Origin of the sequence: Hymenobacter telluris, assembly GCF_017313265.1 — a bacterium.
Classification (GTDB): Bacteria; Bacteroidota; Bacteroidia; order Cytophagales; family Hymenobacteraceae; genus Hymenobacter; species Hymenobacter telluris.
This window is the reverse complement of the sequence record NZ_JAFLQZ010000001.1, coordinates 503,917-527,898: the sequence shown is the minus strand read 5'-3', so window position 1 is coordinate 527,898 and position 23,982 is coordinate 503,917. Positions and strand designations below refer to the sequence as shown.

Genomic DNA, 23,982 nt, shown 5'->3' with positions numbered 1-23,982 from the left:
TAATCAACATCTATGCGGACCATTCAATTCCGGGAAGCCCTGCGTGAAGCGCTGTCCGAAGAAATGCGGCGCGACCCACGCGTGTTTCTGATGGGCGAAGAAGTAGCCGAGTACAACGGGGCCTACAAAGTAAGCCAGGGCATGCTCGACGAATTCGGCCCGGAGCGTGTGATTGACACCCCGATTGCCGAGCTGGGTTTTGCCGGTATCGGCGTGGGCGCGGCCATCAACGGCCTGATTCCGGTTATCGAGTTCATGACCTTCAACTTCTCGTTGGTGGCTATCGACCAGGTTATCAACTCGGCCGCCAAGATTTATTCGATGTCGGGCGGGCAGTACTCCTGCCCCATCGTGTTCCGCGGGCCAACCGGCAGCGCCGGTATGCTTTCCAGCCAGCACTCGCAGAACTTCGAGAACTGGTACGCCAACACGCCCGGCCTGAAAGTGGTGGTTCCAAGTAACCCGTATGATGCCAAAGGCTTGCTGAAAGCCGCCATCCGCGACCCAGACCCAGTGATTTTTATGGAGTCGGAGCAGATGTACGGCGACAAGGGCGAGGTGCCCGAGGAAGAGTACCTGCTGGAAATCGGCAAAGCCAACGTGGTGCGCGAAGGCAAGTCGGTAACGCTGGTGAGCTTCGGCAAGATGATGAAAGTGGCGTTGGCCGCCGCCGACGAGCTGGCCAAAGACGGTATCGAAGCCGAGGTTATCGACCTGCGCTCAGTACGCCCAATCGACTACGATACGCTGGTGGCTTCGGTGAAAAAAACCAACCGCATGGTGGTAGTAGAAGAAGCCTGGCCACTGGCCAGCATCAGCTCGGAGCTGGCCTACATCGTGCAGCGCCGCGCCTTCGACTACATGGATGCGCCCGTAGTGCGCGTGACCTGCATGGACGTGCCGCTGCCCTACGCTCCTACCCTCATCGAAGCCTCGCTGCCGAACGTTGCCCGCACCGTACAGGCCGTGAAGGAAGTAACCTATCAGAAAGCCTAAATCACGGATTCTATAGATCATCAAAACACCCCGTCGGCAGATGCCGGCGGGGTGTTTTTTGTGGGTTACTACGCCGCAGAGAACAGTCATGCTGAGCTTGTTGAGGCATGATTGTTCATATATGTTTTTAAGAGGAATACAGACGCACTACCACAAAGCGCGGGGCCCAAATTCCAATGTGGCTTGCGCCGCCGCCGAAGCATAGAAGCACAGCGCCACAAACACGAGGTATGCAGTGGCCACAATCAGCAGTTGGCGGCGGCTGATGTTTCTGGGGCGCCACTGAGTGGGCCAGCCGAAGCAAAGCGTGGCGTAGAGCAGCAGGTGTAGCGGCAGCAGAAAGCGGCATTCCATGCTCATGGGTAGCATGGGCAGGCAGGGCACCAGCAGCACGGCCAGCACCAGCCACTGCCGTAGCGGCCAGCGCCGGAACCGGGCGCGCCCCATTACCAGCAGGGCCCCGAACCACACCGTATAGTTCAGCCAGGCCAGCCCCAGCGTGGAAACATAGATTTGGCGGATATAAGGTGTGGGATACTGTACATCGAGGCCGTTGAAAAGGCGCTGGGCGTACATCTTGCTGAAAAGAAACGGGTGGCGCAGCACCAGCCGGAAATAGTCGGCGTAGGAATCAAACCAGGTGATGTGCTCGTCGCGGATCAGCTGCTCGCCGGCCACGTCGCGGAAGATCATCATCGGGTCGGAGTAGCTACGGTCGAGGGTGGTTTCCAGCTTCTGGTGCAGCAGGCCCCACTTCATTTTTTCGCGGTAGAGGTTATTGGTTTTCAACACCTTAATATACGACAATACCATAGGCGTATTCTGCCCGAACTGGCGGCGGTTGATGGCCCACTGTGGAGCCAGCACCAGCGCCACACCCAAGGCCAGCGCCGCCGCACCCATGAGCCGCTGCCGGGCGTTACTGTAGGAAGTCAGCAGCTGAACTCCCAGAAAAAACGGCGCGGCAATCAGGTAGCTGGGGCGGATGTTGTAGGCGGCGGCCATGCACATTCCGGCCACTACCGTCCAGCCCAGCCCCCGGAACCGATGCAGCAGCAGCACCCCCAACCCCAGCGCCCACAGCGCCGGGAAATCGGAAAGGGTGAAGTTGAAATAGTCGCGCCACAGGGCGAAACCCAGCGCCGCAAAAGCCAGCCGGCGCGGCCAGGCCAAGGGCTCAGAGCAACCCCTTACCACCTGCCAAAGCGCCGGGCCCAGCCAGCCGAACCCCAGCGCCGCCGACGCGGCCCCGAGTATGCGCCCGAATACGATGGGCGGCACGTCGGTGTAGAACTGGATAATGCGGAATGGGAACAGCAGTAACGGCAGCAGGTAGCCCCGCAGGCTGTTGTGGTAGTTCAGTAGGGAAATACTGCCCTTGTGGTGGAAGTAGATGGAAATAAACCAGTAATCCAGCGCGTCATAGTACATCTTGGCGTAGCCTGAAAATGGCAGGTACACGAGATACACCACCAGAATCAACAGCGTCATCGGCCAGTAGGCGCGCAGGGAGTGGCCAGCCAGGCGCGGTGAACTAGATTGAAGCAAGGAGAAAACGTTTTGATAGAAGCTGCACGGCTTGGTAAGCAAATGAAGGTAGTAGGACTATCGAGAGCTATAAACACAAGCTTTGTCATGCCGACCGGCGGGAGGAATCTGAGTGAAATTTATTACGCATTCCAACCCAGATTCCTCCCGCCGGTCGGCATGACACGTTCTTATTCTATGATCTGCTCAGCTAGTTTTCCTAGTCGTCAACCAGGGTCTTGCCTCGGTCGGGCTGTAAGGTGCGGGCAGTGGTGTTTGATAGCCAGAAGCAGCCGCTCAGCCACAGTCCGGCCACCGTTACAATAGCTAATCGTTGCCAGGGCAGGCGCCAACGCATCAGCGTCTGACGGGGGCTGAATCGGAAAGCAGCTCCGGCCAGCAGCAGCAAATGCAGCGGCAGCAGAAAGCGCGTTTCCATAGCCGTAGGAATGGCAATCAGGCAGGGCAATAGCAGCGCCAGCAGCACCCAGGCGCGTGGCCAACTCAGCCAGCGTGCCGGGCGTGCCAGCAGCAATACACTCAGGCCCACCCCTAACGCAGTGTAGTTGAGCAGTTGCACCCAGAACCGGGCCGGACTATATTCCTGTAGCGGGTACGGCGCGGGCTGCCACACGTCGAGGCCGTTGAAGAGGTGCCGCACGTACCGCCAGCCGTAGTTGAATGGGTGGTGCAGGGCAATGCGCAGGAACTGGCCGTATGAAGTGTATTCCCTGACTCCTTCCTGATGCAGGACTGCCAAGCCGGCTGAATCGGCGTAGATGAGGCGCTGGTGCAGGTTGGTATCATAGCGCAGCACGCGGGTACCCCACGTGAGCTGTTTGAGGTAGAGCGGCGTGGTTTGCTGGCTGGATACGCGCGCCAATACCAACGGGCTGTTGCTGTTGAAATGCAGGCGGTTGATGGCCAGCTGCGGAGCCAATGCCACCCCAACACCCAGCCCCACTGCCAGCCACCGCACCCAAGTTATTTCTCTATGCTGTTTGCTGTACCAACCAGCTAGCAGCAACGCAGGCAATACGGCCGCCAGATACATAGGGCGGCTGTTCAGGGAGGCGGCCAAACTTAGCCCGGCCACCAGCCACCAGCCTATACCGGCCCGGCTTACGGCCCACAACGCCAGTAGCAGCAGGGCCAGCGCGGGCATGTCGGTGGTGGTAAAGCTGAAAAAGTCGCGCCAGAAGCTGAAGGCCAGCAGCACCAGCAGCAGCCACCGGCCACCGCTCACTTGCCGGCCGCTTACACTGCGCCACAGCTCCGGAATCAGGAAGGCGAAAAGCAATGTGGCCCAGCCGGTACCCGCCACTTTGGCGGCGGTGGGCATCGAGCAATGGGTAAGGAAACGCACCACCAGGGCCGGAAACTGAAGCAACGCCGCCAGGTAGCCACGGGTAGGATCGTGGAAGTTGAGCAACGAAAACGACTGGTGCTGCCTCTGAAACCCCACGGCCAATTCCCAATAATGCCCGGCGTCATAAGGCATCCGCTCACCCTGCAAGCCGCCGCCCAGCAGAAAGTACCCGCCATATAACCCCAGCACCACCAAGGCCCGCATCCATACCGGCCACGGCCGGGCCAGGGTGCGCTGCCCCTGCGCCGAGCGAGCAACGGGCGGAGTCAGCTGAGGATGGGAAGTGGAATGATTGGGCATTCAGAGCGGCTTGTGAACCAAAGAACAAACTAGGCACCAGAACCCTACGTCAGGCTCCGGCCCTCAGCCCGACCATAGGCTGGTATTCTACGTACCTTTCACCCAAAGCTACGCCGCTTCTCTCCCACCGCCACTTCTCTCCATGAATCATCGTTTGCACCTCCGCTTCGAGCAGCTCGAACGGGCCACCAACCACTTGTTGCAGAGCGCTGAAGCGTTGGGCAACCGGGCGCATCAGTCACCGGGCGCGGGGCAGTGGTCGGCAGCCCAGGTGGTGCATCACCTGCTGATATCCGAAACGGGCATCAACCACTACATCGACAAAAAGCTGCGGAGCACCGAGGAATTGCAGAAAGCCGGCCTGCCTCACAAGCTGAAATCGATGCTGCTGCGGGTATTGCTACGGTTGCCGGGCATCAAATTCAAGGCTCCGCCCAAGCTCAAAGCCCTTACGCCCGAGCAGATGCCGCCGCTACCCGAGTTGCGGCACGAATGGGAATCGGTGCGCCGCAGCCTGGAGCAAATCCTCAACGAGTACCCCGGCAATTTGCTGAACCGCGCCATCTTCAAGCACCCCCGGTCCGGCATGCTCACCATCTATCAAACGCTGGATTTCATGCTCGACCACATCCTGCACCACCAGCGCCAACTCAACCGGATTGCAAAAACCCTACGAGGAGTAACTGAGTAGCGGAGTAACGGAGTAATTGTTCTAACAGTGCAGCTAGGCAACCAGAACGATTACTCCGTTACTCCGCTACTCAGTTACTCTTTCCGCTCCCGGATGATGTCGGCGTAGCTGGTGTGGCGCGTGATGTCGTTGAAGGCCGCCGTGAGTTCGGCGGGTGGGATGGTGAGTTTGCGCTTGCTCAAATCCAGCCAGGCACCGTCTACGGCTACCACGGCGGCTTCCTGCCCATCGGCTTTGTAGATGGTGTGGATAATGCGCCAACGGGAGCCGTCTTCGTTCACGCCACCCAGCTCGGCCGTCACGCGGATGGTTTCGCTCAGGCCAATTTCCTTGAGAAACCGGGTGTCTTCGCGGAACAGAATCGGGCCGATGTTGAGGCGGGCAAACTCCTGCATGGGGTAGCCCCGGTCGGCCAGAAACTCCAGGCGCACCTGCGCGGCGTAGTCGGTGTAGGCGGAGTGGCGCATGTGGCGGTTGGGGTCCATGTCGGCCCAGCGGGCGGTGAAGGTCTTTTCGTAGGCCATGTTAAATTATATGATGATTGTTGAATTGTTAATTGTTGAATGGCTGCATTGTTAAATAGTGGATGGCAGTACACGAGCCAACTATTAAGCAATGCAGCCATTCAACAATCAACCCTTAAATGTCAGCCGCACCAAGTACTGTTGCTGCTCGTCTTCGCCCAAGAACTCCACCTCGTAGCCGGCTTGCTCGGCGTAGTCCTGTAGGATGCTGGCGTCGGCAAACAGCCAGTGAAATACGTGGCCGGTTTGGGTGCCGTAGCTCATGGTGTATTCCACCTCGCCGTAGTACGGGCCGTTCAGGTCGAACACCAGGGCCCCGTCCTCGTCTTCGTAGAGGTAGCTGATGTCGGAGGAGGTAGCCAGAATCTGGCCGCCGGGGGCCAGCAGGGTTTTGGCGTACGCCAGAAATTTCTCTAGGCCTTCCAGCGTACCCACCAGCCCCAAGCCGTTCATGAGCATGAGCAGCGTGTCGTACTTGCCAGCCTCGGGCTTCACCTCGAAGATGTTGTGCAGGGCTACTTCCCGCACACCACGGGCCTGCATCACCCGCACCGCTCCTTCCGATACGTCGATGGACTTCACCTGGAAGCCCCGCTGCTGCAACTCCAGCGCGTGGCACCCGGCGCCACCGCCTAAGTCGAGCACGTAGCCGCGGCACTCTTCCAGGGCCTCGCGCTCCAGCTCGGGCATCTCCCACAAGCTGCGGAAAAAGTAGCTGGCCGGCAGCGGCTCTTCTTCGGCCACGTTGCTGGAAACGGTAATGGTGGCATCAAGCCGGCCCTGCTGGTAATCAAGCAAAGCATGACCCAAGGGGTCGGGGTGGGAAACTGACATAAGCGAAATACAAACGGAAAGGCCAACACCGCGTCGGCGGCGCAAGGTACGGACGGTGAAATGGTGAGGTGGTGAAGTGGTGAGTTTGATGTTCTGAAAGTGCAAGGCTGCGCAAGTGGCGCAACCGAAACGTCAAACTCACCATTTCACCACCTCACCATTTCACCGCATGTATCCTTCCACGGCTGGGCTGCGTTGTGGGTTACAGACCACATCCTTTTCGCTCTGCCCTTATGTCCAGCAACCTCGACTACCTCAACCCCAGCCTGCAACCGCTCGAAGACAAAATAGCGTCTTACCTCGCCGCTGAAAAGGAGCTGCAACGCGCCGAAGTGCAGGTTTCCAACTTACCCGTGCAGGAAGCCGACGAAAAAGCATCGGCCGATTCTTTCGAGCAGCGCCCACCCACCGGCAGCTTCGAGCAGCACCCCGATGAGGTGCACAACGAGCTGCTTAACCTGCGCGACGACCTGACGCTGCTGCGCCGCGAAATTATTGCAATGCTGCCCGTGCGCGACGAATGGGTGAAAGTGAACCTGGGCTACGGCCCCAGCCGCGTGGGCGCGTTCCGCACCGCCGATTCTTCTGAGGCAGAGCCGGAATACGAGCTGCGCATCGTGCATTAGCCTGCCGCTCAACTCCTGACTACTTACTGAGGCCGACCCTAGCGTATGGGGTCGGCCTCGGTGCGTTAGCAGGGCCCGGCGGCAGTATCTAACCTGCGTTGCAGACTACCATCTTGCACCAGCTTCTGTAAGATATTAGCATAAGCTCCTACGGAAGCGGCCAGTGCATGACGGCAGCTTGCGCAGCATTATGGCTGGGCGCTGCGAGTTGGTGGCGCGGGAAATGCAGCAACCCAATGCGCCGGAATTTCGGGGTACGCTAAAAGTGGTTGTGCAGGGGCCGGAAACTGGCTTTCCTTGCGGCAGGTGCGGGTTTCTCGGGTTTTGGCGGCTATGCTAACATCCTACAACAACATGCCAAAGAGAAGGACAGCCACGCTAACAGGAACTCTAAATTTGCAGATACCACTACTTACTTGCCTTATCGCTCTGCTATTCCTCAACTAGTTCCAGCTATTCGCCGCTTACTTACGCCCGCCAACTACCACTTCCCACCCACTCCCACGAAACGTAAAGCAATGCAAATCAGTTGTTTTCTACGTTTTAGCAAGAGCCTCGCAGTATCGATAGTTGCGGCTATACTCGCAACGCATTACCAGCCGGCCAACGCCCAACGGCTAGCGGTAACCAACCTGAAGTGCGCGTACCAAGCGCAGCCGCTGGGTGTCCAAACCCAGAAGCCCACGCTTAGCTGGCAGCTGACTTCTGAGCAGCGCAACACCACCCAAACGGCCTATCGTATTCTGGTAGCCGACAGCGAGAAGAGCCTCGCCAAGAACGTTGGCACCATCTGGGATTCGCAGAAAGTAACGTCCGGCGCTTCCATTCAGGTGCCCTACGCCGGCCCGACTTTGCAGGCCACCAAACCTTACTATTGGAAGGTGATGACCTGGGACAACCACGGCCACGCCTCCACGTGGAGCCAGCCGGCCCGCTGGCAGATGGGCTTGCTCTCGGCCGCTGATTGGCAGGGGGCGAAGTGGATAGCCTACGAGGAACTGCCCGCCGAGCGGGTGAACGTGCTGCCCGTGGACGGCAAAAAGGACGACTACCTCGGCAACAACGTGTTGCCCCTGTTGCGCAAGGATTTCACGGTGCCCAGGAAGCTACAACGCGCTACGGCGTATGTATGCGGGCTGGGCCAGTTTGAGCTGCACCTGAACGGGCAGAAAGTCGGCAACCACTTCCTCGACCCGGCCTGGACTAAGTTCGACAAACAGGCCCAGTACGTAACCTTCGACGTAACCGAGCAGCTGCGCAAGGGCACCAACACGGTAGGTGTACTGCTGGGCAACGGCTTCTACTACGTGCCGCCGGTGAAAAACCGCTTCCGCAAGCTCAAATCCTCTTTCGGCTACCCCAAGCTGCTGTGCCGCGTGGTGCTTGATTACCGGGACGGCACCTCGGAAAGTGTAGTGAGTGACGCCAGTTGGAAAACCACCGCGGGCCCGGTCACTTTCAGCAGTATTTACGGCGGCGAGGACTACAACGCCAGCCTGGAACAGCCCGGCTGGGATGCCCCGCGCTTCAACGATACCGCCTGGAAACCAGTAGTGCTGACGAGTGGCCCTACCGAGCTGAACGCGCAAATGTCCGAGCCGCTGAAGGTGCACGAAACCTTCGCCAGCCAGACAATCACGCCGGCTCAGCCCGGCAAGTGGGTGTACGACTTCGGGCAAAACGCCTCGGGCATCATCGAGCTGCAAGTGCAGGGCCGCGCCGGCGACACGGTGCGCATCACGCCGGCCGAGCTGCTGGCTCCCGATGGCACCGTGAACCAGAAGAACAGCGGCCGGCCTTACTACTTCACCTACGTGCTGCGCGGCAGCGGCGTGGAAACCTGGCGGCCCCGCTTCAGCTACTATGGTTTCCGGTACGCCCAGCTGGAAGGCGGCGTACCGCAGGGCCAGGCCAACCCCACCAATCGGCCGGTGGTACTCAATCTCACCAGCCTGCACACCCGCAACGCCGCACCGTTTGTGGGGGATTTTGCGTGTTCCAACGACCTGTTCAACCGCACCAACACCCTGATTGACTGGTCGATTAAGAGCAACCTGGCCAGCGTATTTACCGACTGTCCGCACCGCGAGAAGTTGGGCTGGCTGGAGGAAACCCACCTGATGGGCGCCTCCATCCGCTACCGCTACGATATTGCCACGCTCTGCCGCAAAACCATTGCCGACATGCAGGCCTCGCAGCTACCCAACGGGCTGGTACCGGAAATTGCGCCCGAGTACGTGAAGTTTGAATGGGGCGGCGACATGTTCCGCGATTCGCCAGAGTGGGGCAGCGCCAGCATCATCTTGCCCTGGTACGTGTACCAATGGTACGGCGACCAGCAGGTACTCGAAAGCAGTTACCCCATGATGCAGCGCTACGTCGCCTACCTCGGCACCAAGGCCCAGGGCCACATCCTCAGCCAGGGCCTCGGCGACTGGTACGACCTGGGCCCCAAGCCGCCGGGCACCTCGCAGCAGACGCCCATGGGCGTAACCGGCACCGCCACCTACTACTACGACCTCACCATTCTGAGTGAAGTAGCGCGCCTGCTCGGCAAGCCCCAAGAGGCCGCTGCGTATGAGCAGCTGGCGGCTGAAGTCCGGACGGCGTTCAACCAGAAATTCTTCAACCCCAGCACCAAGCAGTACGCCACCGGCAGCCAGGCCGCCAACGCCATGGCCGTGTACATGGGCCTCGTAGAGCCCGCCCACAAGGCCGCCGTAGTGGAGAACATTGTGCAGGATATCCGCAGCCGCAACAACGCCCTCACGGCCGGCGACATTGGGTACCGCTACCTGCTGCGCGTGCTGGAAGACGCCGGCCGCTCCGACGTTGTCTTCGCCATGAACAACCGCACCGACGTGCCCGGCTACGGCTACCAGCTAACCCAGGGCGCCACGGCCCTCACCGAATCGTGGGCGGCACTGCCCACGGTATCCAACAACCACTTGATGCTGGGCCACTTGCAGGAATGGTTTTATGGGGCACTGGCGGGTATTCGGCCCGCTAAGGAAGCCGTGGCGTTCAACAAGATTGACGTTCGACCCGAGCCGGTGGGAGACGTGGCCAGCGCCAAAGCCAGCCATACCTCGCCCTACGGCTTGATTGCCAGCGAGTGGAAAAAAACCGCTACTAGCTTCGAGCTGACGACCACCATCCCAGCCAACACCACGGCTACCATCTACCTACCGGCCACGGCTGCCTCAACCATTCTGGAAGGCAAGCAGCCGCTGGCACGCTACCCAGAGCTTAAGTTGCTGAGCATTGAAAACGGCAAAGCCCGCATCCAAACGGGTTCGGGGACTTATCATTTCACGGTTACTCAACAGCTAGAATAGAACGTCATGCTGAGCTTGTCGAAGCATCTCTACCACAATACTATATGATTTACTTTGGCGGTAGAGATGCTTCGACAAGCTCAGCATGACAACCTTATTTACCCGACTTCAATCTTGCTTTCACTTCTCGCATGAAACTAAAATCCGCCTGCTACTTGCTGCTTGCCTGCCTCAGCCAGACATACGCCCAGGCGCAATCCGGCAGGCCCAAAGAGGTGCCGGCCGCCGTGATGCAGAAGGTGTACGAGGAAGTGAAAACCCCGCACAAGTACGGGCTGGTGCTGGTGACGGACGACAACAAGAAGAAGATGGACTGCCCGAGCGTATTTCGCAAAAACGGGCAGTGGTGGATGACCTACATCATCTACGATGGGCGCGGCTACGAAACCTGGCTGGCGCAAAGCAAGGACCTGCTGAAGTGGGAAACCAGAGGCAAAATCATGGCCTTCACCGACACCACCGACTGGGACACCAACCAGAAAGCCGGCTACGTGGCCCTCCAGGACTATAAATGGGGCGGCAGCTACGAGTGGCAGCCCTACCAGGGCAAATACTGGATGTCGTATTTCGGGGGCAAGTCGCGGGGCTACGAGAAGGGGCTGCTCTCCATTGGCATGGCCTACACCGACCAGGACCCGACCACCGTGCACCAGTGGCAGCGCCTGCCCCAGCCCGTGCTGCGCCCCGACGACAAGGACGTGCGCTGGTGGGAAAACCACACCATCTACAAAAGCTCCGTCATCTGGGACAAGAGCAAGCGCACCGGCCACCCTTTCGTGATGTACTACAATGCCAACGGCGACTCGCTGGACACCAAGCGGGGCGCGGAGCGCATCGGCATGGCCGTGTCGGACGACATGAAGAACTGGAGCCGCTACCTGCGCAACCCGGTGCTCAACCACCACAAAGGCATCACCGGCGACGCCTACATCCAGCAATTGGACCAAGTGGACAAGGGCCTGTATATAATGTTCTATTTCGGCGCCTTCTACCCCGGCGTATCGGGCGCCGTGAACCGCTTCGCCTGCTCCTACGACCTGCAAACCTGGACCGACTGGACCGGCGCCAACCTCATAGAGCCCTCCGAACCATACGACGAGCTGTTCGCCCATAAGTCGTTCGTGGTGAAGCACAAAGGCGTGGTGTATCACTATTACTGCGCCGTAAACAAGCCCGATCAGCGCGGCATTGCCGTGGCCACTTCCAAGGACCTGGGCAAAAGCAAGCTCACGTTCATCGCTCCACCCGTGAAGAAACCGAAAGAAGCGAAGTAGCGCAGACGAGGGGCCTCACCCCCCGGCCCCCTCTCCTAGGGGAGAGGGGGAGCCTGACGATTAGAACGAAGATTTCAATTAAAAGCCAGTACCCGCGCCGCCGTGGCTCCCCCTCTCCCCTAGGAGAGGGGGCCGGGGGGTGAGGCCCACCGCAAGAACGACCACCATGCCCCGTTTCCTCCCCTTCCTTCTGCTGCTGTTATTGCTCGGTACCCGGCCAGCGGCCGACGCCAAGCCGCGGCCAGCCGGGCGGGTGGTAGCGGAGTTCAACAAGGGCTGGAAGTTCTTGCTCGGCGACGAGGCGCAGGCCAAAGAAGCGGCCTTCAACGATGCCAGCTGGCGGCAGCTGACCTTGCCGCACGATTGGAGCATCGAGGGCAAATTCGATGAGAAGAACCCCGCCAAGCCCGAAGGCGGCGGCCTGCCCACCGGTATCGGCTGGTACCGCAAAACGTTCACGCTGCCCGCTACCAAGGACAAGCGCGTCTACATCGAGTTTGATGGGGTGTACCAGCACAGCGACGTGTGGGTGAATGGCCACCTGCTGGGGCACCGCCCCAACGGCTATATTTCCTTCCGCTACGACCTGACGCCCCACCTGCGCCCCGCCGGGCAGCCCAACGTGCTGGCCGTGCGCGTCGATAACTCGGCGCAGCCAAACTCGCGCTGGTACTCCGGCTCGGGCATCTACCGCAACGTGCGGCTGGTCACTACCAACGCCGTAGCCGTAGACCACTGGGGCACCTTCGTGACGACGCCGCAGATTAGCGCCGCCGCTGCCACGGTGGCCGTGCAAACCCAATTGCGCAACACCACGGGCACAACCCAACAGGTGACTTTGGAGACAGTACTACTGGATGCGCAGGGTAAGGAAGTGACCCGCGACCTACCAACCACCGTGCAGCTGCATGATTCTGTTACTACTGTTCCGCAAAAGCTCCATCTGTCGAATCCGCATCTTTGGTCGGTGACGCAGCCCTACCTGTACCGGGTGAAAACCACCGTTCGGCGCGGCAAAAAAGTGGTGGACACTTACGAAACGCCGCTGGGCGTGCGTACGGCCGTATTCGGGCCGCAGGGCTTTTTGCTGAACGGGCAAGTGCTGCGCATTCAGGGTGTCAATCAGCACCACGATTTGGGGGCGCTGGGGGCGGCTTTCAACGTGCGGGCTGCCGAGCGGCAACTGGAAATCCTGCGGGCTATGGGCTGCAACGCCATCCGGATGTCGCACAACCCGCCCGCGCCCGAACTGCTCGACCTGTGCGACCGGATGGGCTTTCTGGTTATGGATGAGGCCTTTGACATGTGGCAGAAAAAGAAGAACGGCAAAGACTACCACCTCGACTTCCCGCAGTGGCACCGCCGCGACCTGGAAGACCTGGTGCTCCGCGACCGGAACCACCCGAGCATCTTTATCTGGAGCATCGGCAACGAAATCCGGGAGCAGTTCGACAGCACCGGCACGCGCCTAGCCAAGGAGCTGACGGGCATTGTGAAACGCCTCGACTCCACCCGCCCCGTCACGTCGGCCCTCACGGAGCAGGAGCCCGACAAGAACTTTATCAGTCAGGCCGGCGTGCTCGACGTGCTGAGCTTCAACTACAAGCACGCGGAATACCCCAAGCTGCCCCAGCGTTTTCCCGGCCAAATCTTCCTGGCCACCGAAACCGCCGCCGCCTTCGAAACCCGCGGGCACTACGACCTGCCCTCCGACAGTGTCCGCGTCTGGCCCCTGGATGGCAAAACCAAGCTCACCACCGGCAACCCCGACTTCACGGCTTCCAGCTACGACAACGCCCGGCCCTACTGGGGCGCCACCCACGAGGCCGCCTGGGGCGCCCTCAAGCAGAACCCGCACCTCACCGGCACCTTCGTGTGGAGCGGCTTCGACTACCTCGGCGAGCCGCTGCCCTACCCCTGGCCGGCCCGCAGCTCCTATTTCGGGGTTATCGACCTGGCTGGCTTCCCCAAGGACGCTTACTACCTCTACCAGAGCGAGTGGACCACCCAGCCTGTGCTGCACCTGCTGCCCCACTGGAACTGGCGCCCCGGCCAAACCGTGGACGTGTGGGCCTACTACAACCAAGCCGATGAAGTGGAGCTGTTCTTGAACGGTAAGTCGCTCGGCACCAAAGAGAAAGTCCCCAACGACCTGCACGTACTGTGGCGTGTGCCCTACGCCCCCGGCACGCTCCAAGCCGTGTCGCGCAAAGCCGGCCAAACCGTACTAACACGCACCATCAGCACCGCCGGCCCCGCCGCCAAAATCGAGCTGACCGCCGACCGCACCAAGCTGCAAGCCGATGGCAAAGACCTTTCCTTCCTGACGGTGCGGGTGCTGGATGCCGCCGGCAACCTGGTGCCCGACGCCGCCAACCTGGTAAAGTTCGCCGTCAGCGGCCCCGGCTCGGTGGCGGGCGTGGACAACGGCTATCAGGCCAGCCTCGAACCCTTCAAAGCCGACTCCCGCAAAGCCTACAACGGCATGTGCCTGGCCATCATCCAAACCACCGAAAAAGGCGGCACCATTACCATCCAAGCCACGGCGGAGGGGCTGGCACCGGCTACCGTGACCCTGACGAGCCGGTAGTAGGGCACCTCACCTCCCGGCCCCCTCTCCTCAGGGAGAGGGGGAGCCTAACGAATTCAGAATTGAAAAAGAAAAAATAGATGAGCTTTCCTATAGAAAATAATACCACTACCCCGCGCCGTCAGGCTCCCCCTCTCCCCGAGGAGAGGGGGCCGGGGGATGAGGTCCGCCACTGTGGCTCCCCCTCTTCGTTGAGGAGAGGGGGCCAGCCCCGGAGGGGTCCCGTGAGGCCCCTCGTCTGGGCGTTTCTGCTGCTGTTTCCCACGTTGCTCCACGCCCAGGAAGCCAGCGTGTACTTCTTTCCCGGCGTTTCCAACCCGCCCAAAATATACGCGGGCCCCGAGGGCGACGCCTGGGAAATTCCGCAAATCACGGAGCTGAACCGGGACCGGACGCGGGCTACGGCCTACTCCTTCCCCACCGAGAAAGACGCTTTGCTTGGTGACCGGACTAAGACGCCGCGCCTGCTGAATTTGAACGGCAACTGGGACTTCAGCTTCGCCATCAAACCCGCTGATGCGCCCAAGGACTTTTACAAAAGCCGCGTGAATGGCTGGAAGCAACTGGCCGTGCCTGCCAACTGGGAGATGAACGGCTACGATTTGCCGATTTACAAAAGCGCCAAGTACCCGTTTCGGCCCGTGAATCCGCCTTTCGTGCCGCAGGACTACAACGGCGTGGGCTCTTACCAGCGCACCTTCACGGTGCCCGCCGGCTGGCAAAATCAGAACGTGACCTTGCACTTTGGCGGCGTTAGCTCGGCGTTTAAGGTGTGGGTGAATGGCAAGTTTCTTGGCTACGGCGAAGACAGCTGTTTGCCCTCCGAGTTCAACGTGACGCCCTACCTGCAAGCCGGCGAAAACGTGGTGTCGGTGCAGGTAATTCGCTGGTCGGATGGCTCGTACCTGGAAGACCAGGACCACTGGCGCCTCAGCGGCATCTACCGGGAAGTGCTGCTACTAGCTGAGCCGAAAATGCGCCTGGCCGATTTCCATTGGCAAGCCAGGCTCGACAAACAGTACAAGGACGCGGTGCTGAGTATCCGGCCGCGCCTGGAAAACCTGACCGGCAACAACGACCTGAGCGGCTACCAGGTAGCGGCCCAGCTCTACGATAAAACTGGCAAGGCAGTATTAGAAAAACCCTTGCAGCGCACCGCCGAAAGCATCATCAACGAGCCCTACCCGCGCCTCGACAACGCCAAGTTCGGGTTGCTGGAAACCACCGTGCGCAACCCGTTGAAGTGGAGCGACGAGGCGCCCAACCTCTATACGCTGGTGCTCACGCTCACCGACAAAACCGGCGCGGTACTGGAAGCTAAGAGCTGCAAAGTGGGCTTCCGCAGCATCGAGTTTTCCAAGGACAACGGCAAGCTGTTGATTAACGGCAAGCAAACCTACCTCTACGGCGTCAACCGCCACGACCACCACCCCACTAAGGGCATGGCCGTGTCGCGAGAGGATATTCGGGACGATGTACGCACGCTGAAGCAGTTCAATTTCAACTGCATCCGCACCAGCCACTACCCCAACGACCCGTATTTCTACGACCTCTGCGACGAGTATGGCATCCTAGTAATCGATGAAGCCAACCTGGAAACGCACGGCTTGGGCTCTAAACTCAGCAACGACCCAGCCTGGACGGCCGCCTATCAGGAACGCAGCATGCGCATGGCCCTGCGCGACAAAAACCACCCCAGCATCATCTTCTGGAGCCTCGGCAACGAGTCGGGGCGCGGACCGAACCACGCGGCCATGGCGGCCTGGCTGCACGATTTCGACATCACCCGGCCCATCCACTACGAGCCCGCCATGGGCGACCCGCACGTGGAAGGCTACATCGACCCCAACGACCCCGCCTACCCCAAAAACCACGCCTACCGCATCCAAACGCCCCGCGACCAGGCCTACGTGGACATGGTGAGCCGCATGTACCCCGGCTTGTTCACGGGCGAACTGCTGGCCAACCAGCAAAACGGCGACAACCGGCCCATTTTCTTCTGCGAATACGCCCACTCAATGGGCAACGCCACCGGCAACATGAAGGAGTTCTGGGACGGCTGGCGGGCCACCAAGCGCGTGATTGGCGGCTGCATCTGGGAGTTCAAGGACCAAGGCTTGCAGAAGCGCGACTCCACCGGCACCACCTTCTACGCCTACGGCGGCGACTTTCAGGAGAAATACTACGACGACTTCACCATCAAGGGCATTGTGGCTTCGGATGGCAAGCCCCACGCCGCCATTTACGAGTGCAAGCGGGTGTATCAGCCCCTGGAATGCACGCTGACTGATGCCGGCAGAAGCTTGATGAAAGTCGAGAACCGGCACGCCATGAAGTCGGCCGTTGACTACGCGGCGGCGCTGGTGGTGCGTGAAGATGGCCGGGTGGTGAGCACCAAGCAGCTGCCCCGGCTGCGGCTGGCCGCCGGCCGCGACACTGTCCTCAACCTCAAGCCCTACCTGCCGAAGATGAAGGCCGGCGCCGAGTATCTGGCCACGATTTCCTTCACTTTGCCCGAGGCCACCAACTGGGCTCCGAAAGACCACGAGGTAGCCAGCAACCAGTTCGCCCTGAGCGGTTTGGCCCAGCCGCAAATCAAAATCGCCAAGTACCCAGTCGTAGCGGTGCGCGACGAAGCCGCCGCCTACACGTTGAGCGGCAAGGATTTCCAGGTGACCATCGACAAGACCACCGGCGCGCTGACCTCCTACCGCCACCGCGGCACCGAGCAGCTAGCCACCCCGCTGCTGCCCCACTTCACCCGCCCCCTCACCGACAACGACCGGCGCGGCTGGAAGGCCGACAAGAAGCTCAAGGAGTGGTTTGCCACGGAACCCAAGCTGCAAAACCTGACCCTCGATAAGTCGAACCCCAGCCAGCCGAGCCTCACCAGCACCTACTCGCTCATCGACGGCAAAACCACGATGCGCGTGGCGTACACCGTGAACGGCGACGGCACTTTGAAAGTAGATTACGCCCTCACGCCCGCCGCCGGTCTGCCCAACATTCCGCGGGTGGGCATGCAGGTCGGCATCAAGCGCGCCTACGACAACATCAGTTTCTACGGCCGTGGGCCCCTGGAAAACTACATCGACCGGCGCTACGGCTTCGACGCGGGCATCTACAGCCAGCCACTCAGCGAGTTTGCCGATTCCTACGTGGTGCCCATGGAGTACGCCAACCGCACCGACGTGCGCTGGATGCACCTCGCCGACAAGCAAAACACCGGCCTGCTGGTAGTGGCCGACAGCCTGCTGAGCATGAGCGCCTGGCCCCACACCGAGCAGAACATCCAGAAAGCCCGCCACACCAACAAGCTCCAGGACGCCGGTTTCGTCACCCTCAACATCGACCTGGCCCAAATGGGCGTCGGGGGCAACACCAGTTGGGACGCCCAAGCCGCCCCCATCGACAAGTACCAACTGCCTGCCAAGCCCTATAGCTACAGCTTCTACCTGCTGCCCACCGTCGGCAGGAAAGACGCCTCCGCGCTGGCCCGCACCATCCGATTCAACAGTCAAGCGAAACGCAATACTCAGTAAATCAGACCGTCAGACCTCACCCCTGGCCCCTCTTCTCGGGGAGAGGGGTGCGTTCTAACGAATCATTCGAATGTCGTCTGGCACCCCTCTCCCCGAGGAGAGGGGCCGGGGGTGAGGTCCCACGGCTGCGCTCTGCATGACACTTTCTAAATAGAAGTTTACTACCAATGCCAACTGAACCCATTCACTTAAAAGGAATTACCTGGAACCACAGCCGCGGCTTCGTGCCGATGGCGGCTACTGCGCAACGCTTTTCGGAGCTGAACCCGCACGTGAGCATCAGCTGGGAGAAACGCTCGTTACAGCAGTTTGCCGACGAGTCGATTCAGCAGCTGGCCGAGCGGTTTGACTTGCTGGTGATTGACCATCCGTGGGCCGGTTTCGCGGCCCGCACCGGCTCTATCCTGCCTTTGGATGAACACCTGCCAGCCGAATTTCTGGCCGACCAGCAAGCCAACACCGTGGGCCATTCCTTCGAAAGCTACAGTTTCAACGGCCATCAGTGGGCTTTGCCCATCGACGCGGCCACGCCCGTAGCCGCCAGCCGCCCCGACCTGATGGCCCAGCACGGCCTGGCCTTCCCCGAAACCTTCGCCGACCTGCTGGCCCTGGCCGACCGCGGCCTGGTGGCCTTCTCGCTCATCCCCATCGACACGCTGATGAGCTTCTACATGTTCTGCTGCTCGCTGGGCGAAGACCCCTGCCAGCGCGAAGACGAGGTAGTGAGCGAAGTGGTGGGCGTGCAGGCGCTCCAGCTGTTCCGCCAACTCGCCAGCAAGGTAGACCCGGCCTGCTTTCACCGCAACCCCATTCAGGTGTACGAGGCCATGACCCAGACCGACACGCTGGCCTACTGCCCCTTCGCCTACGGTTACTCCAACTACGCTCGCCGCGGCTACGCCCGCCGCCTGCTGCACTTCCACGATATGGTGGCTCTCACGCCCGGTGGCACCCGCCTGCGCAGCACGCTCGGCGGCACCGGCCTAGCTATTTCCGCCAAGTGCACCCAAGTGGAAACCGCCGTCCGCTACGCCGAATTCGTGGCCTCGCCCGCCTGCCAGCAAACCCTGTATTTCGACAACGGCGGCCAGCCCGGCCACCTCACCGCCTGGCAGGACGAGCACGTCAATCAACAGAGCAGCCACTACTTCGCGGCTACGCTACCCGCTTTGCAGCGCGCTTTCCTGCGCCCCCGCTACCACGGCCACATGTTCTTCCAGGACCACGCCGGCGAGCCAGTGCGCCAGTACCTGATGACCGGCGGCGACGAAAAGGCCTTATTGCAGGAATTGAACACCTTGTATTTGAAATCCAGAGCAATGGCCTAGCCTAACGGGGTGCCTCACCCCTAGCCCCTCTCCGGAAAGGAGAGGGGAACTAGACTTAGATTCTAGATTTAGAAACTAGAAAGCTAGTTCCCCCTCTCTTTCGGAGAGGGGGCTAGGGGGTGAGGTCCCCCGCCAGAACAAACCCTACCCACCATGTCCCTTCCTCTATCCGGTCTTTTAGTAATCGAGTTTTGTCAGTTTCTGGCGGGGCCGTCGGCGGGCTTGCGGCTGGCCGATTTAGGGGCGCGCGTCATCAAGATTGAGCGGCCGGGCTCGGGTGAAGCGGGCCGGCAGATTGCCATCAAGAACCTATTTGTTGATGGCAGCAGCCTGGTATTCCACACCATCAACCGCAACAAAGAATCCTACGCCGCCGACCTCAAGAACCCCGCCGACCTGGCGTGCGTGAAGCAACTCCTGGCCCAGGCCGACGTGATGACCCACAACTTCCGGCCGGGCATCATGGAGAAAATCGGGCTGGATTACGACGCGGTGCGCGCCCTGAACCCGCGCATTGTGTACGGCGTGGTAACCGGCTACGGCCCCACCGGCCCCTGGGCCGCCAAGCCGGGCCAGGACCTACTCATCCAGTCGCTCTCGGGTCTGACCTACCTCTCCGGCAACCGCGACGCTGGCCCGACGCCCTTCGGCATTGCCGTGGCCGACATCATCTGCGGCTCCCATTTCACGCAGGGTATTCTGGCGGCGCTGCTCAAGCGCAACCAAACCAAGCAAAGCGTGCTGGTAGAAGTGAGCCTGCTGGAATCGGTGCTCGACATGCAATTCGAGCTGCTGACCACCCACTTCAACGACGGCGGCCAGCTCCCCCAGCGCAGCACTGCCCGCGGCACCGCCCACGCCTACCTGAGCGCCCCCTACGGCGTTTACCAAACCCAGGACGGCTACCTGGCCCTGGCCATGGGCAACCTCGACAAACTCGACGCCACCCTGAACTGCGGCATCCTAGCCGATTACCCCACCGCTAGCTCCTGGTTTGAAGGCCGCGACGATATTGCCGCCCGCCTCGCCTTTGCCCTGCGCGAAAAGCCCACCGCCACCTGGCTAACCGAGTTGGAACCCCAGGGCATCTGGTGCGCCGAAGTGCTCAACTACCAGCAAGCCACTACCAGCCCCGGCTACCAAGCGCTGGGCATGCAGCAGTTTGTGGAGCTGCCCACCGGCCAGCAACTTCCCACCACTCGCTGCCCCATCCGCATTGACGGCGAGAAGCTGTACTCCACTAAAGCCGCCCCCCGCCCTGGCCAGCACACAAGCGCCATTGCGGAGGAGTTTCGGCTGGATGCGCAGGCGGGGACCTCACCCCCTAGCCCCCTCTCCGAAAGAGAGGGGGAACTAGACTTAGATTCTAGCTCTAAAAAGCTAAAAACTAGTCCCCCCTCTCTTTTGGAGAGGGGGTTAGGGGGTGAGGTCCCCCGTCCGCTAGAAAACTACTTGGTCGTTGATTTCAGCCAGTTCCTCTCCGGCCCTTCCGCGGCCTTACGACTTGCCGATTTGGGGGCGCGCGTTATCAAGATTGAACGGCCCGAAACCGGTGACATCTGCCGGCACCTGTACACGTCGAACGTTATTATGAATGGCGAGTCGTCGGTGTTTCACGCCATCAACCGCAACAAGGAAAGCTTCGCCGCCGACCTCAAAAACGAGCTAGACCGGGAACAGGTGCGCGAGTTGGTACGGCAAGCCGATGTGGTGATGCACAATTACCGTCCCGGCGTGATGGAGCGCCTCGGCTTCGACTACGCCAGCGTGAAAGCGCTGAACCCCAACGTGGTGTACGGCGAAATATCCGGCTACGGCCCCGAAGGCCCCTGGCGCGACAAGCCCGGCCAGGACCTGCTGCTGCAATCCGTTTCGGGCCTAACGTGGCTGAGCGGCAACGCCGACGCCGGCCCGGTACCGATGGGCTTATCCATTGTGGATATGCTGGCGGGCGCGCATTTGGCGCAGGGCCTGCTGGCCTGCCTGGTGCGGCGCAGCACCAGCGGCGAAGGTGGGCTGGTGCAGGTGAGCATGCTGGAATCGGCGTTTGACTTCCAGTTCGAAACCATCACCACCTTCTTCAACGACGGCGGCCAGCTGCCTGAGCGCACCCAGCACAACAACGCCCACGCCTACCTCGGCGCGCCCTACGGCATCTACCAGACCCAAAACGGCTACCTGGCCCTGGCTATGGGCTCGATTCCGGTGCTGGGCAAGCTACTGAGCTGCGAGGCACTGCTGGCCTACCCCGAGCCGGCCCAGGCCTTCGCACAACGCGACGAAATCAAGGCTACGCTGGCCAACCACCTGCGAACCGACACCACCGAAGCCTGGCTGGCTGTCCTGGAACCCGCCGACATCTGGTGCGCCAACGTGCTGAGCTGGGACAAGTTAATGGCGCACGAAGGCTTCAAAGCCCTCGACATGGTGCAGGACGTGCGCATGGTGGACGGCTACCAATACCAAACCACCCGCTGCCCCATCCGGCTCGATGGTGAGCTGCTGACCTCTTCGAAAGGTTCACCCAAGCTGGGACAAGACAACGAGGCCATACTTCAGGAAATAGCCAACATAACTGCCTTCCGCCATGGCGTCTAACCCATCCACTTTCCGCATTGCGGTCCGCAAGTTCGGCCCCTTCGAAAGTGCCTTGGCGAAGCTATGGGCCAGCTACTGCCAGCACTCCGGCTGCCAGCTGGCCGTGGAAATGGTGCCCATGGATTTGCACGAGCTACACGCCAGCTTACTGACCGACAAGGGCTTGCTGCACGGCAACTGGGACGTGGCGCACATCAACACCGACTGGCTGCTGGAAGCACACAGCAGCGGCGCGCTGGAAAACCTGACGCCGTACATCGAAGCCAACCCGCCGGCTGCTTTTCCGCACGGCTGGAGTCCGTCGTTGCGGACGATGCAGCAGTACGGCGACGCGGTGGTGGGCTTGCCGTTTCATGACGGGCCCGAGTGCCTGATTTACCGCAAAGACCTGTTCGACAGCCCCCAAGAGCAAGCCGCCTTCCAGCAACAGCACGGCCGCCCGTTGCGGGTGCCCGAAACCTGGGAGGAGTTGCAGACCGTGGCGCGCTTCTTCCACCGCCCCACCGACAACCTCTACGGCCTCGTGGCGGCCGGCTACCCCGACGGGCACAACACGGTGTTCGATTTCTGCCTGCACCTCTGGACCCGCGGCGGCCAGCTCGTGGATGAAGCGGGCCGCGTGACCATCAACTCCCAGGCGGCCATCGACGGCCTGATCTACTACCGCGCGCTGCTCAACGACACCACGGCCGTGCACCCCCAGTCCGGGAGCTACGAATCGGTGGCGGCGGGGCAGGCGTTTGCGCGGGGCGAGGCGGCCATGACCATCAACTGGTTCGGGTTTGCGGCCGTCTGCGACGTGGACGCTGCCTGCCCGGTGCGCGGCAAGGTGGATATCACCGCCATTCCGCGGGGCGCGGGCGGGCAGTCTACTTCCCTGAATGTGTACTGGCTGTACGCCATCGGGGCCGGCAGCCGCCACAAGGACGTAGCCTACGACTTCATCCGCTTCGCTGTCAGTGCCCCCAACGACAAGCTGCTGACGCTGGAAGGCGGAATCGGCTGCCGCATTTCTACGTGGCACGATGCGGAAATCAACGCCTTGGTGCCCTACTACCACAAGCTGGAAATGCTGCATCAGCAAGCCAACAGCTTGCCGCAGAAAGCGAATTGGGCCGCCATTGCCGCCATCCTTGATGAGGTGGTGCTGCGGGCCATCCATTCCGATACGCCCGTGGCGGAACTGCTTGCCGAGGGCCAACGCCAACTCACTCTACTCGACCATGTTTAAAATTCAGGACACGCCCATTCCCTACCTGCCGGTGCTGCCCCAGCAACCGTTGCCCATCATCATTGTGGGCGCGGGCGGCATTGTGGGCGATGCGCACTTGCCGGCCTACCGCAAGGCGGGTTTTGAGGTGGTGGGCATCACCAACCGCACCCGCGCCCGGGCCGAGAAGCTGGCCGCCACCTGGGGCATTCCGCACGTCTACGATTCGGTGGCCGACGCCGTGGCCCACGCGCCCGCCAACGCCGTCTACGACATCACCATCATGCCCGAGCAGTTTGTGGAAACGCTCAACCAGCTGCCTGATGGCTGCGGGGTGCTGATTCAGAAGCCGATGGGCGACTATTTCTGGCAGAGCCAGGAAATACTGGCGGTGTGCCGCCGCAAAAACCTGACGGCCGCCATCAATTGCCAGCTGCGGTTTGCCCCCTATGTAAGCGCCGCCCGCGAGATGATTCAACAGGGCCTCATTGGCGAGCTGTACGATATGGAAGTGCGCGTGACGCTGGAAACGCCGTGGGAGCTGTTTCCGCACGTAATGGTGCACCCGCGCCTGGAAATCCAGTACCACAGCATCCACTACATCGACCTGATTCGCAGCTTCCTCGGCGACCCGAACAGTGTGCTGGCCAAGACGCTGAAGCACCCGGCCAAGGCGCTGTCGTCGTCGCGCTCCACCATCCTGTTCGACTACGGCGACACGCTGCACGCCGTCATCAACACCAACCACGACCACGCCTTCGGCCCCGAAAACCAGGAGAGCTTCATCAAATGGGAAGGCACGAAAGGCGCCATCAAAGCCCGCATGGGCCTGCTGATGAACTACCCCCACGGCGTCCCCGACAAGTTCGAGTATTGCCTGCTGCGCGACGGGGAGCAACCCACCTGGCACACTGTGGACCTGGAAGGCTCCTGGTTCCCCGATGCGTTTATGGGCACAATGGGCACCCTGATGCAATACAAAAACGGCGAAATCAGCACCTTGCCTACTAGCGTGGAAGACGTTATCAACACCATGGCCGTAGTGGAAGCCGCCTACGCGTCGAGTGACGGGGCCTCACCCCCCGGCCCCCTCTCCTAGGGGAGAGGGGGAGCCAGACGAGGCGCCGCCGCCGCCGCTTCGGCTACCGCCTCCGCAACTGCTACCAAGAAGCAGTAGACAGCAGGACACCTCCCGAACCACAAACCAGTTTCTTGAACTATCAATAACTCCTCAA

General features: G+C 61.0%; 15 protein-coding genes. 11 read left to right on the top strand and 4 right to left on the bottom strand.

What is annotated here, in order from left to right; all coding sequences use genetic code 11:
• Positions 1 to 12: 12 nt before the first annotated feature.
• Positions 13 to 996 (top strand): pyruvate dehydrogenase complex E1 component subunit beta, encoded by a 984-nt coding sequence (locus J0X19_RS01975; RefSeq protein ID WP_022822783.1) that lies wholly within the window; start codon positions 13 to 15, stop codon positions 994 to 996.
• A 147-nt stretch (positions 997 to 1,143) separates the two neighbouring features.
• Here J0X19_RS01975 and J0X19_RS01970 read toward each other — a convergent pair whose 3' ends face one another.
• Both J0X19_RS01970 and J0X19_RS01965 read right to left on the bottom strand, forming a co-directional pair.
• On the bottom strand, positions 1,144 to 2,544 hold the full coding sequence (locus J0X19_RS01970; protein ID WP_206980215.1) for a hypothetical protein: 1,401 nt from the start codon (positions 2,542 to 2,544) through the stop codon (positions 1,144 to 1,146).
• A 199-nt stretch (positions 2,545 to 2,743) separates the two neighbouring features.
• Positions 2,744 to 4,192, bottom strand: a complete 1,449-nt coding sequence (locus J0X19_RS01965; protein WP_206980213.1) for a hypothetical protein — start codon at positions 4,190 to 4,192, stop codon at positions 2,744 to 2,746.
• Positions 4,193 to 4,334: 142 nt separating this feature from the next.
• Between J0X19_RS01965 and J0X19_RS01960 the strand changes: the two genes are divergently transcribed.
• The gene (locus tag J0X19_RS01960; protein ID WP_206980211.1) at positions 4,335 to 4,883 is read left to right on the top strand and encodes a DinB family protein; all 549 of its coding nucleotides are present in this window, start codon (positions 4,335 to 4,337) and stop codon (positions 4,881 to 4,883) included.
• Positions 4,884 to 4,957: 74 nt separating this feature from the next.
• Here J0X19_RS01960 and J0X19_RS01955 read toward each other — a convergent pair whose 3' ends face one another.
• Complete coding sequence (locus J0X19_RS01955; RefSeq protein WP_206980209.1) at positions 4,958 to 5,407, bottom strand: acyl-CoA thioesterase; 450 nt, start codon at positions 5,405 to 5,407, stop codon at positions 4,958 to 4,960.
• A 108-nt stretch (positions 5,408 to 5,515) separates the two neighbouring features.
• Positions 5,516 to 6,241, bottom strand: coding sequence for a class I SAM-dependent methyltransferase (locus J0X19_RS01950; protein ID WP_206980206.1), 726 nt, complete (start codon positions 6,239 to 6,241; stop codon positions 5,516 to 5,518).
• A 233-nt stretch (positions 6,242 to 6,474) separates the two neighbouring features.
• Here J0X19_RS01950 and J0X19_RS01945 point away from each other — a divergent pair, with 233 nt between their 5' ends.
• The 9 genes from J0X19_RS01945 to J0X19_RS01900 all read left to right on the top strand — a co-directional run bounded on the left by J0X19_RS01945 (position 6,475) and on the right by J0X19_RS01900 (position 23,846).
• Complete coding sequence (locus J0X19_RS01945) at positions 6,475 to 6,867, top strand: hypothetical protein (protein ID WP_206980203.1); 393 nt, start codon at positions 6,475 to 6,477, stop codon at positions 6,865 to 6,867.
• A 518-nt stretch (positions 6,868 to 7,385) separates the two neighbouring features.
• On the top strand, positions 7,386 to 10,205 hold the full coding sequence (locus tag J0X19_RS01940) for a family 78 glycoside hydrolase catalytic domain (RefSeq protein ID WP_206980201.1): 2,820 nt from the start codon (positions 7,386 to 7,388) through the stop codon (positions 10,203 to 10,205).
• Between the two features lie 131 nt (positions 10,206 to 10,336).
• Entirely contained in the window at positions 10,337 to 11,479 is a 1,143-nt protein-coding gene (locus J0X19_RS01935) for a glycoside hydrolase family protein (protein ID WP_206980192.1), read from the top strand.
• Between the two features lie 166 nt (positions 11,480 to 11,645).
• Complete coding sequence (galB, locus tag J0X19_RS01930; protein WP_206980191.1) at positions 11,646 to 14,069, top strand: beta-galactosidase GalB; 2,424 nt, start codon at positions 11,646 to 11,648, stop codon at positions 14,067 to 14,069.
• 224 nt (positions 14,070 to 14,293) lie between these two features.
• A complete protein-coding gene (locus J0X19_RS01925) occupies positions 14,294 to 17,611 on the top strand; it encodes a glycoside hydrolase family 2 TIM barrel-domain containing protein (protein ID WP_317194726.1) in 3,318 nt (1,105 codons plus the stop codon).
• A gap of 167 nt (positions 17,612 to 17,778) precedes the next feature.
• Positions 17,779 to 18,939, top strand: coding sequence for an ABC transporter substrate-binding protein (locus J0X19_RS01920; protein WP_206980187.1), 1,161 nt, complete (start codon positions 17,779 to 17,781; stop codon positions 18,937 to 18,939).
• Positions 18,940 to 19,092: 153 nt separating this feature from the next.
• Positions 19,093 to 21,537, top strand: coding sequence for a CaiB/BaiF CoA transferase family protein (locus tag J0X19_RS24725; protein ID WP_242581827.1), 2,445 nt, complete (start codon positions 19,093 to 19,095; stop codon positions 21,535 to 21,537).
• Complete coding sequence (locus J0X19_RS01905; protein ID WP_206980184.1) at positions 21,527 to 22,768, top strand: ABC transporter substrate-binding protein; 1,242 nt, start codon at positions 21,527 to 21,529, stop codon at positions 22,766 to 22,768. Before J0X19_RS24725 ends, J0X19_RS01905 begins: the two co-directional genes overlap by 11 nt.
• The gene (locus J0X19_RS01900; protein WP_206980182.1) at positions 22,761 to 23,846 is read left to right on the top strand and encodes a Gfo/Idh/MocA family protein; all 1,086 of its coding nucleotides are present in this window, start codon (positions 22,761 to 22,763) and stop codon (positions 23,844 to 23,846) included. The genes J0X19_RS01905 and J0X19_RS01900 overlap by 8 nt, the downstream gene beginning before the upstream one ends.
• Positions 23,847 to 23,982: the final 136 nt, after the last annotated feature.

What these genes read in the sequence shown, in the direction of transcription:
- J0X19_RS01940 (WP_206980201.1), top strand. Translation starts at nt 7,386, where the DNA reads ATGCAAATCAGTTGTTTTCTACGTTTTAGCAAGAGCCTCGCAGTATCG.
- J0X19_RS01960 (WP_206980211.1), top strand. Translation starts at nt 4,335, where the DNA reads ATGAATCATCGTTTGCACCTCCGCTTCGAGCAGCTCGAACGGGCCACC.
- J0X19_RS01950 (WP_206980206.1), bottom strand. Translation starts at nt 6,241, where the DNA reads ATGTCAGTTTCCCACCCCGACCCCTTGGGTCATGCTTTGCTTGATTAC.
- galB (WP_206980191.1), top strand. Translation starts at nt 11,646, where the DNA reads ATGCCCCGTTTCCTCCCCTTCCTTCTGCTGCTGTTATTGCTCGGTACC.
- J0X19_RS01955 (WP_206980209.1), bottom strand. Translation starts at nt 5,407, where the DNA reads ATGGCCTACGAAAAGACCTTCACCGCCCGCTGGGCCGACATGGACCCC.
- J0X19_RS01920 (WP_206980187.1), top strand. Translation starts at nt 17,779, where the DNA reads ATGCCAACTGAACCCATTCACTTAAAAGGAATTACCTGGAACCACAGC.
- J0X19_RS01965 (WP_206980213.1), bottom strand. Translation starts at nt 4,192, where the DNA reads ATGCCCAATCATTCCACTTCCCATCCTCAGCTGACTCCGCCCGTTGCT.
- J0X19_RS24725 (WP_242581827.1), top strand. Translation starts at nt 19,093, where the DNA reads ATGTCCCTTCCTCTATCCGGTCTTTTAGTAATCGAGTTTTGTCAGTTT.
- J0X19_RS01900 (WP_206980182.1), top strand. Translation starts at nt 22,761, where the DNA reads ATGTTTAAAATTCAGGACACGCCCATTCCCTACCTGCCGGTGCTGCCC.
- J0X19_RS01975 (WP_022822783.1), top strand. Translation starts at nt 13, where the DNA reads ATGCGGACCATTCAATTCCGGGAAGCCCTGCGTGAAGCGCTGTCCGAA.
- J0X19_RS01935 (WP_206980192.1), top strand. Translation starts at nt 10,337, where the DNA reads ATGAAACTAAAATCCGCCTGCTACTTGCTGCTTGCCTGCCTCAGCCAG.
- J0X19_RS01945 (WP_206980203.1), top strand. Translation starts at nt 6,475, where the DNA reads ATGTCCAGCAACCTCGACTACCTCAACCCCAGCCTGCAACCGCTCGAA.
- J0X19_RS01905 (WP_206980184.1), top strand. Translation starts at nt 21,527, where the DNA reads ATGGCGTCTAACCCATCCACTTTCCGCATTGCGGTCCGCAAGTTCGGC.